Below are 15,206 nucleotides of genomic sequence, written 5' to 3' on the forward strand. Positions count from 1 at the left end.
CCGCAGCACCCCGCACTCGGAACCACCGCACCACCACGCCGGCACGTCTCGGAGCGCCGGCCGCAGCACCGCACCCATCGAGAACACACACAAGGAGCACGACCCATGCGACTGCGCACTCCCTTCCGACGGCACCAGAGCCGCCGCTACTCCGGCCTCGTGGTCGGCGCGGTCGCCGTCCTGTCCCTCGCCGCGTGCACCGGCAGCGCCCAGGACGCTGCCGAGGACGACGACAGCGGCGACTCCGCACCGGCCGCCGCCGCCGGCAGCAACGACGAGGAGGGCGACCAGGTCACGATCGGCTTCTCGGCGCCCGCCGCGGACCACGGCTGGATGGCCGCCATCACCAACAACGTCCGCGACCTCGCGGAGCAGTACCCCGACGTCGACCTCCAGATCGCGGAGGGCACCAACGACGTCAACCTCCAGATCAGCCAGGTCGAGACCTTCATCAACGACGGCGTCGACGCCATCGTCCTGCTGCCCTTCGACGGTGCCGCGATGACGCCGGTGGCGCTCAAGGCGATGGAGGCCGGCATCCCGGTCATCAACGTCGACCGCGAGTTCGACGACCCCAACGCGGCCCGCGTCACGGTGCTCGGCGACAACTACGGCATGGGCGTCTCGGCCGGCCAGTACGTCTGCGAGCAGGCCGGTGACAACAAGGACGCGATCGTCGCCGAGATCGCCGGCATCGACTCGCTGCCGCTCACCCAGGACCGCAGCCAGGGCTTCGAGGACGCGCTGTCCGAGTGCGGCCTCGACGTCGACGCCCGCCAGGCCGCCGAGTTCACCGTCGAGAGCGGCGAGGAGGTCGCGGCGAACCTGCTCCAGGCCGAGCCGAAGATCGACTTCCTCTGGAACCACGACGACGACCAGGGCGTCGGCGTGCTCGCGGCCATCGAGAACGCCGGCCGCGACGAGTTCACGATGATCGGCGGCGCCGGCTCGGCCAACGCCATGCGCGCGATCCAGGAGGACAGCGGTGTCCTCAAGGCCACCGTCATCTACCCGTCGACCCAGGGCGCGGACGGCGTCAAGCTCGCCCGCCTGCTGGTCCAGGACAAGGCGATGAGCGACCTCGTCGAGGTCGAGGTGCCCCGCACGGTGCAGCTCTTCGCCCCGGTCGTCACCTCGGACAACGTCGACCAGTACATCGACACGGCCTTCGAGTCCTGAGGCGTCCCGCGGCGGCTCCCTCGTCGGGAGCCGCCGCGGCACCCCGCACCACCCCGTTGCACCCGCACCACCACTGCTGAACACCGTCACGCCCCGGGCGCGCCACCGCGCGGCACCCGGGCCGTACGAGCCGCGCCCCGACACCCACCAGCTCGCACACGAGGAGGTCCGATGACCACCACTCCCGACACCCACGCCAGCACGCGCGACCTGTCGGTCGGCATGGTGGGCTACGCCTTCATGGGCGCAGCGCACTCGCACGCCTGGCGCACCGCCCCGCGGTTCTTCGACCTCCCGCTCCGTCCGCGCATGAGGGCCGTCGCCGGGCGCGACCCGGAGGGCGTCCGTGCCGCCGCCGAGCGCCTCGGGTGGGAGTCCACCGAGACTTCCTGGCAGGCCCTCGTCGAGCGCGACGACATCGACCTCGTCGACGTCTGCACCCCCGGCCACACCCACGCCGAGATCGTCATCGCCGCCCTCGAGGCCGGCAAGCACGTCCTGTGCGAGAAGCCGCTGGCCAACAGCGTCGAGGAGGCCGAGGCGATGACCCGCGCCGCCGAGGCGGCCGCCGCGTCCGGCGTCCGGGCGATGGTCGGCTTCACCTACCGCCGGGTGCCCGCGATCGCCCTGGCGCGCCAGCTCGTCGCCGAGGGCCGCCTCGGCACGCTGCACCACGTGCGCGCCCAGTACCTCCAGGACTGGATCGTCGACCCGCAGGCACCCCTCTCGTGGCGCCTGGAGAAGGACAAGGCCGGCTCGGGCTCCCTCGGCGACATCGGCGCCCACATCATCGACATCACGCAGTTCATCACCGGCGACACCATCAGCCGGGTCACCGGCCGCCTGCACACCTTCGTCGACGAGCGGCCGCTGCCCAGCGAGCACTCGGGCCTGTCCGGCACGGCCGGCACCGGCACCGGGAAGGTGACCGTCGACGACGCCGCCACCTTCCTGGCCGACTTCCGCGGGGGTGCGATGGGCGTCTTCGAGGCGACCCGCTTCGCGTCGGGCCGCAAGAATGCGATCCGCATCGAGGTCAACGGCTCGCAGGGCAGCATCGCCTTCGACTTCGAGGACATGAACGTCCTCCACTTCTTCGACGGCACCGAGGACGCCCGCACCGCGGGCTTCCGCCGCATCCTCGTCACCGAGCCGCAGCACCCCTACGTCGGCGCGTGGTGGCCGCCGGGCCACGTCATCGGCTACGAGCACGGCTTCATCCACCAGGCGGTCGACCTGGTCCGCGACATCGCGGCCGGCGACGCCCCTTCCCCATCCTTTGCCGACGGACTCCAGGTGCAGCGCGTCCTGGCCGCGGTCGAGACCAGCTCTGACAACGATTCGTGGCAGGAGATCCCCGCATGACCGACTACACCCCGACCCCCGACGACAAGTTCTCGTTCGGCCTCTGGACGGTGGGCTGGCAGGGCACCGACGTGTTCGGACCCGCCTCCCGCGCGCTGCTCGACCCCGTCGAGGCCACCTACAAGCTCGCCGAGCTCGGCGCGGCGGCCGTCACCTTCCACGACGACGACCTCGTCCCCGACGACGACAAGCGCGACGCCGTGCTCGAGCAGTTCGAGAAGGCGCTGGCCGACACCGGGCTCGCCGTCGAGATGGTGACCACCAACCTGTTCGGCCACCCGGTCTTCAAGGAGGGCGCCCTCACCGCCAACAACCGCGAGGTGCGGCGCTACGCGCTCACCAAGGCGCTGCGCAACATCGACCTCGCGGCATCGCTGGGTGCGAAGACGTTCGTCCTGTGGGGCGGCCGCGAGGGCGCCGAGCACGGCGCCGCGAAGGACGTCCAGGCCGCCCTCGACCGCTACAGCGAGTCGCTCAACCTGCTCTGCGCCTACGTCAAGGAGCAGGGCTACGACATGCGGTTCGCCCTCGAGCCCAAGCCCAACGAGCCGCGCGGCGACATCCTGCTGCCGACCATCGGCCACGCCCTCGCGCTCATCGCCGAGCTCGACGACCCCGACATGGTCGGCCTCAACCCCGAGGTGGGCCACGAGGAGATGGCAGGGCTCAACTTCGCCCACGGCATCAGCCAGGCGCTGTGGCACGACAAGCTCTTCCACGTCGACCTCAACGGCCAGCACGGCCCCCGCTTCGACCAGGACCTGCGCTTCGGCGCGGGCAACGTGCGCGGCGCCTTCTGGACCGTCGACGCCCTGCTCGGCGCCGGGACCGGCAAGGCCTACGACGGCTACGTGCACTTCGACTTCAAGCCCCCCCGCGCCGAGGCCGAGGACGGTGTCTGGGAGTCGGCTCGCGGCTGCATGCGCAACTACCTGATCCTGCGCGACAAGGTCCGCGCCTTCCGCGCCGACCCCGACGTGGTCGCGGCCCTCGCCGCCGCCGAGGTCGACACGCTGCGCACCCCGACCCTCGCCGAGGGTGAGTCGCTCGCCGACCTCCGCGCGGCGTCGTACGACGTCGAGGGGCTCGGCGCACGCAGCGTCGGCCTGGAGGCGCTCGACCAGCTCGCCATGGAGCACCTGCTGGGAGTCCGCTGACACGACACCTGGCCCGGCGGGCGCCGAACCCGCCGGGCCCACCCGATCCACCCGCACGACAGCACGACAGCACGACAGCACGACCGCATGACAAGGGCCGAACGCCCGGGGACCCGCCCCGGAACCGATGGAGCGCACATCCGTCACCACAGAAGGGATCGTGATGAACAGACTCATCACGCGACTGCAGAGGCGCTCCCGCGTCGCAGTCGGCTCCAGCATGGCCCTGCTCGTCTCGCTGCCGCTGGGCGCGGGCGTCGGGCTGGCCTCCTCGGCCTCCGCGGCACCGAGCACCGAGCGTGCCGCCGCCACCGCGCCTGACGACCGGGCCACGGCCTCCGACAGGACCGAGAAGAAGCAGAAGAAGACCGAGACCGAGAGCGTCCTGGGCGACGCGGTCCCGTGGACCGCCGATCCGGCCGCCTCCGCGGCGGCGGCAGCAGAGGAGTCGTTCGACGCACTCCTCTTCTCCAAGACCGCGGCGTTCCGCCACTCGAACATCGACGAGGCCACGACTGCCATCCAGGCCCTCGCGGCGGACAACAACTTCACGGTGACCGCGACGGAGGACAGCACCGCGTTCACCGACGCCAACCTCGAGCAGTACGAGGTCGTCATCTTCCTCTCGACGACCGGTGACGTGCTGAACGACGCCCAGCAGGGTGCCTTCGAGCGCTACATCCAGGCAGGCGGCGGCTACGCGGGCATCCACGCCGCCTCCGACACCGAGTACAGCTGGCCGTGGTACGGCGAGCTGGTCGGCTCCTACTTCAACAACCACCCGCCGGGCACCCCGACCGCGACCGTCAAGGTCGAGGACCACGCGCACCCCTCCACCGCCGGCATCGAGCCGCTGTGGGAGCGCACCGACGAGTGGTACAACTTCCGCACCAACCCCCGCGGCAAGGTGCACGTGCTCGCCTCGCTCGACGAGTCGACGTACACCCCGGGCAGCGGGGCGATGGGCAACGAGCACCCGATCGCGTGGTGCCAGGACTACGACGGCGGCCGCAGCTGGTACACCGGCATGGGGCACACCGAGGCCTCGTTCGTCGAGCCGACGTTCCTCCAGCACGTCCTCGGAGGCATCCAGACCGCGGCCGGCGTGGTCGACTCCGACTGCACTGCCACCCTCGAGCCCAGCTTCGAGAAGGTCGCGCTCGACGAGAACACCTCCAACCCGATGGAGCTCGCCATCGCCGACGACGGTCGCGTGTTCTACGTCGACCGCAACGGTGACGTGCGCATCATCCTGACCAACGGCAACGTGGTGACCGCGGGCAGCATCCCGGTCTACACCGGCCAGGAGTTCGGCATGCTCGGGATCGCGCTCGACCCCGACTTCGCCACCAACAACTGGGTCTACCTCCACTACTCGCCGGCGGGCTCGACGGCCATCGACCGCATCTCCCGCTACACGATGGACGGGAACACGCTCCAGCTCGGCACCGCCACGACGATCCTCGACGTCCCGACGCAGCGCGACCAGTGCTGCCACGCGGGCGGCGCTATGGAGTTCGACAACGACGGCAACCTCTACCTCGCCACCGGTGACAACACCAACCCGTTCGACTCGAGCGGCTACACGCCGATCGACGAGCGACCCGGCCGCAGCGCGTGGGACGCCCAGCGCACCTCGGCGAACTCCAACTCGCTGATGGGCAAGGTGCTGCGCATCAAGCCCCTGGCGGCCGGCGGCTACAGCATCCCGGAGGGCAACCTCTTCGACGAGGCCGACGACACCGATGACAAGACCCGTCCCGAGATCTATGCGATGGGCTTCCGCAACCCGTTCCGCATCGGCCTCGACGAGCAGCACAACAACCTGCTCGTGGCTGACTACGGCCCGGACGCCGGCTCCGTCAGCGCCACACGTGGGCCCAACGGCCGCGTCGAGTGGAACATCCTCGACGAGCCCGGCAACTACGGCTGGCCCTATTGCGTGGGTGACAACACCCCCTACAACGACTACAACTTCGCCAGCAGCACGGCCGGTGCGGCCTTCGACTGCGCCAACCCGGTGAACGACTCGCCCAACAACACGGGCCTGACCGACCTGCCGCCGGCTAAGGCAGCGGTCATGTGGCAGAGCAACAACGCCTCGATCACCGGCACCCCGGAGATCGGGGCCAGTGGCGCACCGATGACGTCGGGCACCTACTCCTACGACCCCGACCTCGCCTCCGACCGCAAGTGGCCCGCCTACTTCGACAGCAAGGCGATCTGGGCCGACTGGAACAACAACCGGTTGTTCAGCGTGCAGCTCAACGAGGCCGGCACCGACTACACCGACCTCAACCGCTTCCTGCCCAACCTGCCCATGCGACGACCCCACGCCCTCCAGTTCGGGCCGGACGGTGCGCTCTACATGATCGAGTGGGGCAGCGGCTTCAACGGCAACAACACCGACTCGGGCATCTACCGGATCGACTACGTCGAGGGCAACCGCGCGCCGGTGGCCAGGGCGACGGCCGACAAGACGTCGGGTCCGGCGCCGCTGACCGTCCAGTTCGACGGCAGCGCCTCCTTCGACGCCGACACCGGCGACGCCACGGGCCTGACCTACGCCTGGGACTTCGACGGCGACGGCACCACCGATGCCACGACCCCGACCGGCAGCTTCACCTACACCGACCCGGGTGACTACACCGCACGGCTCACCGTGACCGACGAGGGCGGCCGGACCGGCACGACCAACATCGACATCACGTCGGGCAACACCGCGCCGACCGTCGAGCTGGTCCTGCCCCCGGACGGCGGCTTCTTCGAGTTCGGTGACTACCTCGCGTACGAGGTCGAGGTGAGCGACCCCGAGGACGGCACGATCGACTGCGACCGCGTCGTCGTCCAGCCCGGGCTCGGCCACGACCAGCACTCGCACGACTACGAGCAGTACCGGGGCTGCAGCGGCGTCCTCGCGCTGCCCGGCGACACCGGCCACGTGGGCGCCAACATATTCGGCACCATCAAGGCCACCTACACCGACAGCGGCTCCGGCGAGGCCGGGGAGCTGACGAGCGTGGACGGCATCGTCCTGCACACCAAGAAGAAGGAGGCCGAGTACTTCGACGAGACCGGTCGCACCGGGTCCAACACCTCGGGCACCCCGGGCGTCACGACCCAGACGACCACCGACACCGACGGCGGCCAGAACGTCAACGGCGTCGAGACCGGCGACTGGTTCGGCTGGGACGTGATGAACCTGACCGGCATCACCGGCGTCACGATGCGCGCGGCCTCCACCACGGCGGGTGCGGCGTTCGAGGTCCGGCAGGGATCGCCCACCGGCCCCGCTATCGCCACGATCGCCGTGCCCAGCACGGGCGGCGCCCAGACCTACCAGGACGTGACCGCCGCGTTCACCGGCGCGTCCACCGACAGCGAGCCCCTCTACGTGGTCGCGACCACCGGAGGCGCCAACGTCAACTGGCTGCGGTTCAACGGCCGGGGCGTGACCGACAACCAGCCCCCGGCCGTCTCGATCGAGGCCAGCTCGACCAACGGTGAGGCACCTCTCCCGGTGGACTTCACGAGCACGGTCGAGGACGCGGACGGTGACACCCCTGTCACCTACGCGTGGAAGTTCGGCGACGGCGCCAGCTCCACCGACGCCGACCCGAGCCACACCTACGCCACGCCGGGCACGTACGTCGTCGAGCTGGTGGTGACCGACTCGCGCGGGGCGAAGACCACCCGCACGCTGGAGGTCAGGGTCAGGGCGGCGCAGGACATCTGCTTCAGCGGTCGTTCCGACGACTTCGTGGGAGATGCCCTCGACACCGAGCGCTGGAACCGCAGCGTGCGCGTCGACCAGTCGCTCACGGTGGCGGACGGGTCGCTCAACATCCCGCTCACCAACGCCGACATCTACCAGGGCACGAACACGGCGCCCAACATCGTCCTGCAGGACCTGCCCGCCGGGCGGTTCGAGGTCACGACGAAGCTCACGCTGCCCGCCGTGCGCGGCTACCAGCAGGGTGGACTGATCGTCTACGGCGACGACAACAACTACCTCAAGCTCGTCTACTCCGGTCGCTCCACGGCCGCGGCGGGCAGCAAGGCAGCCAACGTCATCCAGTTCGCCAAGGAGGTCAACGGCACGGCGTCGGAGTCGAACTCCACCGCCCTCGGCGCGACCTTCCCCGACACCGTGTGGCTGCGGATGACGAGCACCGACGGCAACGTCGTCACTCCGACCTACAGCACCGACGGAGCCACTTGGCTCCCGATCACGACGTCGAACGGCACGGCCGCCCCGCGCGACCTGACCGGCATCACCGCACCGAAGGTCGGCCTGCTCGCCCTGGGCAGCACGGCTGCAGGAGCGGCTGACAACATCACCGCCGAGTTCGACTACTTCACGATCACCCCGGACGACACCGCTGTCGAGTGCAGCCCGCCGTGCGTCGTCGAGGAGTTCAACGGCCAGTCCCTGGCGTCCCCGCCGTGGACGGTCGTGCGACCGAGCGGGAACCTCACGGTCTCCGGCGGTTCGCTGAAGATCCCGATGGAGGCGACCGACCTCTACCAGACGACGAACACCGCCCGCGACCTGGTCCTCCGGGACCTGCCCGAGGGTCCGTTCGTCGCCACCACCAAGGTCACCGCACCGATCAACAGGTCCTACCAGTCGGCAGGCCTGCTGATCTATGGCGACGACGACAACTACCTCAAGCACGTCTTCCAGGGACGCAGCACCGATCCCAACGCCGCGTCCAACATCATCCAGACGGCGCGGGAGACCGCCGGCAGTGCGGTCGAGACCAACACCCCGGGCCTCGGGGCCGAGTTCCCGACCACCGTGTGGCTGCGACTGACCAGCGAGGACGGCGACGAGGTCCTCGGCAGCTACAGCACCGACGGCGTGAGCTGGACCGACATGTCCGGTGGCTACAGCATCGCCGACATCGCCGAGCCGAGGATCGGCCTCCTCTCCGCCGCCAACCAGACGGCCGGAGCAGGGATCACGCCGAGCTTCGACTTCTTCACCCTCGGTGAGGACGAGACCTGCGAGCCGGGCGGGGAGGAGCCGGGCGACACCACCGACCCGGAGGTCAGCGCCGCCGTCACGGGGGAGACGACCAAGACGGTCACCATCACCGCCACCGACGACTCGGGTGCGGCGACCATCGAGTACCAGATCGGCGACGCCACGACGTGGACGACCTACACCACGCCGTTGACGTTCGACGAGCCCGGCACCTACGTCGTGCGCTACCGCGCCACCGACGCAGCGGGCAACAGGGCGACCGGACAGGTCGAGGTCGTGGTGCCGGAGGTGCAGCCTGAGGACACCACAGCACCGACGACAGAGCTGGTCATCGCCGACGCGGGTGAGACCGGCTGGTACACCTCGCGCCCGTCATTCACACTGACGGCCACCGACGAAGCGGGCGGGTCGGGCGTCGCCTCGATCGAGTACCGCATCGACGGTGGGGACTGGGAGGAGTACGACATCGCCGTCCCGGTGCCCGGCGAGGGTGAGGTCGTGGTCGAGTACCGCTCGACCGACGAGGCGGGCAACGTCTCGGAGGTAGGTTCGGAGACGCTCAAGGTCGACACCGCGCCTCCGGTCGTCACCACGGCCGAGACCGGCAGCACCACCAGGACGGTCACCCTGACCGCGACCGACGCCACCTCGGGTGTGGCGCGGATCGAGTACCAGATCGGCGACGCCACCACGTGGAGCACGTACGACGCTCCTCTGGCGTTCGACGAGCCGGGGACCTATCCGGTGCGCTACCGCGCGACCGACAACGCGGGCAACACCGAGGGCGGACAGCTCGAGGTCGTCGTCAGCGAGGCGGGCGGGCCGGTCGAGCCGGCGAAGCCGTCGGTCACGATGACCACGGCGCCCGTCGCGGCCAACGGTCGCGCGAACTGGTTCACGGCGCCCGTCACGGTCGCCCTTGCGGGTGCCGGCGGCGAGGGCCGGATCTCGATGGAGTACCGCATCGACAACGGCCCGTGGACGGCGTACACCACGCCCTTCACGGTCAGCGCCGACGGCGTCACCCGGGTCCAGGCCCGGGCGACCGACGCTGCTGGGACCACCTCGGCGGTGGAGACGATCACCATCAAGATGGACGCCACGGCGCCCACGGTGACCGTCTCGGGCATCGCCGACGGGGCCAAGCTGGACGTCGCAGCGGCGCGCACGGCTCGGGTCGGCGTCACCGACGCCACGTCGGGCGCCGCCGAGCAGGTGGTCCGGCTCGACGGCACGGTGGTGAGGGCGCCGGTGCGCCTCGACGCGATGTCGCTGGCACCAGGTCGGCACACGCTCGAGGTCACCGTCCTCGACGAGGCGGGCAACCAGGCGTCGCAGACGGTCACCTTCCGGGTGGTCGTGTCCTCCGGCAAGGTCAGGAAGCTCGTCAACCGCCTCGACGACCAGGGCCTGGTCAGCCCGAAGGTGGCCAAGCAGCTCAAGAAGCAGCTCCAGGCCGCCAAGCGGGCCGACCGTCGAAAGGACGCGGGAGCGGCCATCCGGTCGCTCAAGCGGTTCGAGCGGCTCGCCTCCCGAGTGAAGGACAAGGAGGTGAGGCTCGCACTCAAGCGCCTGTCGCGCACGCTGAAGTCGCAGCTGTAGGCGCCGGTGGCGAGCACGAGACGTCCGTAGCCGGGCGGCTCGGCCACCACGTCACCCTCGGGTGAGGTGAACCGGCGCGTACGCAGGATCGGCCCTGCGTGCGAGCCGGAGGCCGGGCCCCCGGTTGGGCGGGGGGTGGCGCCGTGAGGCGTCGCCCCCGAGCGGCCGGTGCCGGGACACGGCGCTCCGTCCCGGCACCGGTCCGCACCGGACGGCCGGCACCACGACCAGACAGCACCACCGCAGCACCACCAGCACCACCAGCCGAACGCACCACCACCACACCTGAGGAGCACACATGCCACGCCCCGTCACCCTGTTCACCGGCCAGTGGGCCGACCTGCCGTTCGAGGAGATGTGCAAGCTCGCCTCCGGCTGGGGCTACGACGGCCTCGAGCTCGCCTGCTGGGGCGACCACTTCGACCCGTGGGCAGCGGTCGAGGACGAGTCCTACGTCCCGGCCAAGCTGGAGATGCTCAAGAAGTACGACCTGCAGGTCTTCGCGATCAGCAACCACCTCAAGGGCCAGGCGGTCTGCGACGACCCGATCGACGCCCGCCACCGCGACATCCTCCCCGACCGCATCTGGGGCGACGGCGACGCCGAGGGCGTGCGCCAGCGCGCCGCGGAGGAGATGAAGATGACCGCGCGCGCCGCGCGCAAGCTCGGGGTCGACGTCGTCGTCGGCTTCACCGGGTCCTCGATCTGGAAGTACGTCGCGATGTTCCCGCCGGCGTCCCAGGCCCTCGTCGACGCCGGCTACCAGGACTTCGCCGACCGCTGGAACCCGATCCTCGACGTCTTCGACAGCGAGGGCGTCCGCTTCGCCCACGAGGTGCACCCCTCCGAGATCGCCTACGACTACTGGACCACCGTGGCCGCGCTCGACGCGATCGACCACCGCGAGGCGTTCGGCCTCAACTGGGACCCCTCGCACTTCGTCTGGCAGGACCTCGACCCGGTCGGGTTCCTCTGGGACTTCAAGGACCGGATCTACCACGTCGACTGCAAGGACGCGAAGAAGCAGGTCGGCAACGGCCGCAACGGACGCATGGGTTCGCACCTGGCCTGGGCCGACCCGCGCCGCGGGTGGGACTTCGTCTCCACTGGCCACGGTGACGTGCCCTGGGAGGCGTCGTTCCGGATGCTCAACACGATCGGCTACGACGGCCCGATCTCCGTGGAGTGGGAGGACGCCGGCATGGACCGCCTCGTCGGCGCGCCCGAGGCGCTGGAGTTCGTGCGCCGACTGGCCTTCGACGCCCCGACGGCCGCGTTCGACGCCGCCTTCTCGACCTCGTCCTGACGGGCCCCAGATGTCCATCGACCCCGTGCACCACCCGTCCGACCAGGACGACACGAACCCCGCCCACGTGGTGACGGCCAGGACAGGCGTGTGGTTCGTGGGTGCGCGGGGCTCGGTGGCCACCACAGCGGTGGTCGGTGCGTACGCCGTGGCGCATGGCCTCGCACCGACCACCGCTCTCGTGACCGAGCTGCCGGAGCTGCGGCCCGAGGGCCTGCCGCCCCTGTCGGGACTGGTCTTCGGCGGCCACGACGTCAGCTCACGCTCGCTCGCCAAGCGGACGGAGGAGCTCGCGGCGGGTGGTGTCGTGCCGCCGTCGGTCGTGGACGCGGCCCGCGCCCACCTCGAGACCGTCGACGCCGAGGTACGCCCCGGTCATGCGGCCGGGTCGGCCTCTGCAGCTGACGCGGTGGAACGCCTCGCCGCCGACATCACCGACTTCCGCGACCGGCACCGCCTCGAGCGCGTGGTCGTCGTCGACGTCGCCAGCACGCAACCGCCGGTCCCCGACCCCGACGCGATGACGGTCGTCGACGACGCGCTGCCGGTCGGCGCGGTCTACGCGCTGGCGGCCTTCCGCGCGGGCGCGCCCTTCGTGTCCTTCACCCCGAGCCCGTGCCTGCGGCTCCCGGTCGTGGTCGAGGCAGCAGCGCGCAGCGGCCTGCCGTGGGCCGGGTGCGACGGGAAGACGGGGGAGACCCTGCTCAAGTCGGCACTCGCGCCCCTGTTCGTCATGCGCGCCCTCGAGCTGCGGTCGTGGACGTCGGTCAACCTCCTCGGCGGCGGTGACGGTGCGACCCTGGCCGATCCCGAGGCCGCCCGGAGCAAGACGGTCGCCAAGCGCAGCGGCCTCGATGCCATCGTCGGCCGCGCTGTCCCAGGGCCGATGCACATCGACCAGGTCGAGGACCTGGGGGAGTGGAAGACGGCCTGGGACCACGTGCGGTTCGACGGGTTCCTCGGCACGCGCATGACGCTCCAGCTCACCTGGGAGGGCTGCGACTCCGCCCTCGCCGCGCCGCTCGTCCTCGACCTCGCGCGCCTGGTGTCCGCCGCCCACGCAACCGGCAGGACGGGCCCCCTCACCGAGCTGGCCTTCTTCTTCAAGGACCCCGTCGGGGCCACCGAGCACCGACTCGCCCAGCAGTGGGACGACCTCGTCGCCTGGCGCCAGGGGCTCGGAGCATGAATTCCGCGGCGCCGCGTCGCGGGCTCGTCACCGTCGTCCTATCGGGCCTCGCGGCCCTCCTCCTGTGGGTGCCACCGCCCGCCTCCGCCCACGAGGAGCTCGTGTCCTCCGACCCCCTCGGCGTCGGGCGTGCTCGAGGCGCTGCCGTCGCGCGCGATCCTCACCTTCTCCGGGGCGGTCGCCGAGGTCCACGAGGTGACCGTGACCGGTCCCGACGGCAGCGTCGCCAACGGCGCGGCCACCGCCTTCGGCGCCGAGGTCCGCCAGAACCTGTGGGCCGGCCCCGACGGCGCCTACACCCTGACCTACGACGTCCTGTCCGCCGACGGCCACGAGATCGCCGGTGAGATCCGCTTCGAGGTGGACGATGGCCTGCCCGCCGAGGTGCGGGCGGCGGGGTCCTCGGCGTCCACTGCGTCCGAGGACGACTCCGACGGGACGCTGCGCGGGGTCGTCGTCCCGGCAGCGGTGGTCCTGCTGTCCGGCGCCTGCGCGCTGGTCATCCGGCAGCGGCGCCGCACGGCGAGGGAACCGGCCTGATCCTCCGGCACGGCCGGGCGCTCGCCAGGGTTACCCGCCGCCGCTCGGGCACCAGCGCGAGCATGCACGGCGTGAGGTCGTGCCCCGTCCAGGTGCGTGGTGGTCCGGTCGGGGGGTGCGGCGTGGCCCGTTCGGGCCAGGAGATCCCTAGTCATCTGCGCACCTGTGCGCATAGGTTGAGCGCCGCGGGCGACACCCGAGTGCCCGTCGACACGAATTGAGCGACAAAGGAGTCCTCTATGGTCAGCAAGCGTTCTGGACGATCTCTGGGCGTTGCAGCAGCCGGTCTGATGGTTGCCACTGCAGGTGCGGCGGTGCCGCTGACGGCCTCGTCCTCGGCCGCGGCACCTGCCGAGAAGGCGTGCGACAGCCGCAACAACAACACGTACTCCAAGCTCCTCGAGTGCGTCTCTGCCGACGGGGTCACCAAGCACCTCGAGGCCTTCCAGGCCATCGCGGACGCCAACGGCGGCACCCGCGCTACCGACACGCCCGGCTACCAGGCCAGCGTCGACTACGTCGTCGGGGTGCTCGAGAAGTCGGGGTGGACGGCAGACGTCGTGCCGTTCACCTACAACGCGACGGACACAGTGCTCCAGCAGCTCACCCCGACGCAGGCCGCGCACCCCCACGCCGGCGCGACCGGCACGGGCGAGGGCGACGTGACGGCTGCGGTGGTGCCGGTCGACATCGTCCTGACCGGTACCCGTGCCAACACCAGCGGTTGCGAGGCCGCGGACTTCGCCGGTTTCCCGGTCGGATCCATCGCACTGGTGCAGCGCGGCACCTGCCCGTTCGCGGCCAAGGCGATCAACGCCGAGCAGGCTGGCGCGTCCGGGGTCATCATCTTCAACCAGGGCGACGCGTCCGCCGGAGACCGTTTCGGCGTCATCAGTCCGACCCTGTCCCCGACTCCCGAGAACCCGACCGTCGTCGACATCCCCGTGGTCGGCACGAGCTTCGCCGCCGGCGAGTCCCTGGCCCAGACGGGCTCGACGGCGCGCGTCGCCGTCACCTTCCGCGAGGTCACCGACTACAACGTGATCGGCGAGCTGAAGGGCGAGGTCGAGGACAACGTCGTCATGGCCGGCGCCCACCTCGACTCGGTGCCGGCAGGCCCCGGCATCAACGACAACGGCAGCGGCTCGGCCGGGCTGCTCGACGTGGTCGAGGCCATGGGCAGCTCCAAGCCCCAGAACACCGTGCGCTTCGCCTGGTGGGGTGCGGAGGAGATCGGCCTGCTCGGGTCCAGTGCCTGGGTCGCGCAGCGCACCCAGGAGGAGAAGGACGAGATCGCGCTCTACCTCAACTTCGACATGATCGGCTCGCCGAACTACTACTTCGGCATCTACGACGCCGACGAGTCGAGCTTCGTGGCGCCGGTGCCGGTGCCGGAGGGGTCGGAGCACATCGAGGAGACCCTGGAGTCGTTCTACACCGTGCGCAGCGAGCCGTACGACGACTCGGCGTTCAGCGGCCGTAGCGACTACCAGGCCTTCATCAACAACGGCATCCCGTCCGGTGGCCTCTTCACGGGCGCGGAGGTCGTCAAGACCCCGGAGCAGCAGGCGATCTGGGGTGGTGTCGCCGGTGAGTCGTTCGACCAGTGCTACCACCAGGCCTGCGACACGATCGACAACGTCAACCAGAAGGCGCTCGACATCAACTCCGACGCGGTCGCGTTCGCCGTGCTCACCTACGCCTACTCGACCGAAGGCGTCAACGGGGTCGAGGGCCGCAACGTGCCCGGCAGGTTCACCATCCCGGCTCCCGCCGGGCCGGAGCACACCTTCGCCGGACCTCTCGGCGGCGACGACGGGCACGACCACGACCACGAGGCCGTGGCCAGCTGAACCGAGCTGAACCCGGCTGAACCCG

Annotated in this window: 8 protein-coding genes; all 8 read left to right on the top strand. The window is 70.6% G+C overall.

Translation table 11 applies throughout. The features are described from left to right. Positions 1–105: 105 nt before the first annotated feature. The 8 genes from HOO61_RS12835 to HOO61_RS12870 all read left to right on the top strand — a co-directional run bounded on the left by HOO61_RS12835 (position 106) and on the right by HOO61_RS12870 (position 15,181). Positions 106–1,179: a substrate-binding domain-containing protein gene (locus HOO61_RS12835; RefSeq protein WP_172259111.1), complete on the top strand. Its 1,074-nt coding sequence runs from the start codon at positions 106–108 to the stop codon at positions 1,177–1,179. 171 nt (positions 1,180–1,350) lie between these two features. After that, positions 1,351–2,544 (top strand): Gfo/Idh/MocA family protein, encoded by a 1,194-nt coding sequence (locus HOO61_RS12840; RefSeq protein ID WP_216658888.1) that lies wholly within the window; start codon positions 1,351–1,353, stop codon positions 2,542–2,544. Beyond that, the gene (xylA, locus tag HOO61_RS12845) at positions 2,541–3,701 is read left to right on the top strand and encodes a xylose isomerase (protein WP_172259112.1); all 1,161 of its coding nucleotides are present in this window, start codon (positions 2,541–2,543) and stop codon (positions 3,699–3,701) included. The genes HOO61_RS12840 and xylA overlap by 4 nt, the downstream gene beginning before the upstream one ends. Before the next feature lie 163 nt (positions 3,702–3,864). Further along, positions 3,865–10,293: a ThuA domain-containing protein gene (locus HOO61_RS12850; protein ID WP_172259113.1), complete on the top strand. Its 6,429-nt coding sequence runs from the start codon at positions 3,865–3,867 to the stop codon at positions 10,291–10,293. A gap of 298 nt (positions 10,294–10,591) precedes the next feature. After that, the gene (locus tag HOO61_RS12855) at positions 10,592–11,599 is read left to right on the top strand and encodes a sugar phosphate isomerase/epimerase (RefSeq protein ID WP_172259114.1); all 1,008 of its coding nucleotides are present in this window, start codon (positions 10,592–10,594) and stop codon (positions 11,597–11,599) included. Positions 11,600–11,609: 10 nt separating this feature from the next. After that, positions 11,610–12,788, top strand: a complete 1,179-nt coding sequence (locus HOO61_RS12860; RefSeq protein WP_172259115.1) for an inositol-3-phosphate synthase — start codon at positions 11,610–11,612, stop codon at positions 12,786–12,788. Then, the gene (locus tag HOO61_RS12865; protein ID WP_367650205.1) at positions 12,789–13,328 is read left to right on the top strand and encodes a copper resistance protein CopC; all 540 of its coding nucleotides are present in this window, start codon (positions 12,789–12,791) and stop codon (positions 13,326–13,328) included. Positions 13,329–13,618: 290 nt separating this feature from the next. Then, complete coding sequence (locus HOO61_RS12870; protein ID WP_253942388.1) at positions 13,619–15,181, top strand: M20/M25/M40 family metallo-hydrolase; 1,563 nt, start codon at positions 13,619–13,621, stop codon at positions 15,179–15,181. The last annotated feature ends 25 nt before the right edge of the window (positions 15,182–15,206 follow it).

The organism is Nocardioides sp. zg-1230, assembly GCF_013155335.1.
GTDB lineage: Bacteria > Actinomycetota > Actinomycetes > Propionibacteriales > Nocardioidaceae > Nocardioides.

What these genes read in the sequence shown, in the direction of transcription:
- HOO61_RS12835 (WP_172259111.1), top strand. Translation starts at nt 106, where the DNA reads ATGCGACTGCGCACTCCCTTCCGACGGCACCAGAGCCGCCGCTACTCC.
- HOO61_RS12840 (WP_216658888.1), top strand. Translation starts at nt 1,351, where the DNA reads ATGACCACCACTCCCGACACCCACGCCAGCACGCGCGACCTGTCGGTC.
- xylA (WP_172259112.1), top strand. Translation starts at nt 2,541, where the DNA reads ATGACCGACTACACCCCGACCCCCGACGACAAGTTCTCGTTCGGCCTC.
- HOO61_RS12850 (WP_172259113.1), top strand. Translation starts at nt 3,865, where the DNA reads ATGAACAGACTCATCACGCGACTGCAGAGGCGCTCCCGCGTCGCAGTC.
- HOO61_RS12855 (WP_172259114.1), top strand. Translation starts at nt 10,592, where the DNA reads ATGCCACGCCCCGTCACCCTGTTCACCGGCCAGTGGGCCGACCTGCCG.
- HOO61_RS12860 (WP_172259115.1), top strand. Translation starts at nt 11,610, where the DNA reads ATGTCCATCGACCCCGTGCACCACCCGTCCGACCAGGACGACACGAAC.
- HOO61_RS12870 (WP_253942388.1), top strand. Translation starts at nt 13,619, where the DNA reads ATGGTTGCCACTGCAGGTGCGGCGGTGCCGCTGACGGCCTCGTCCTCG.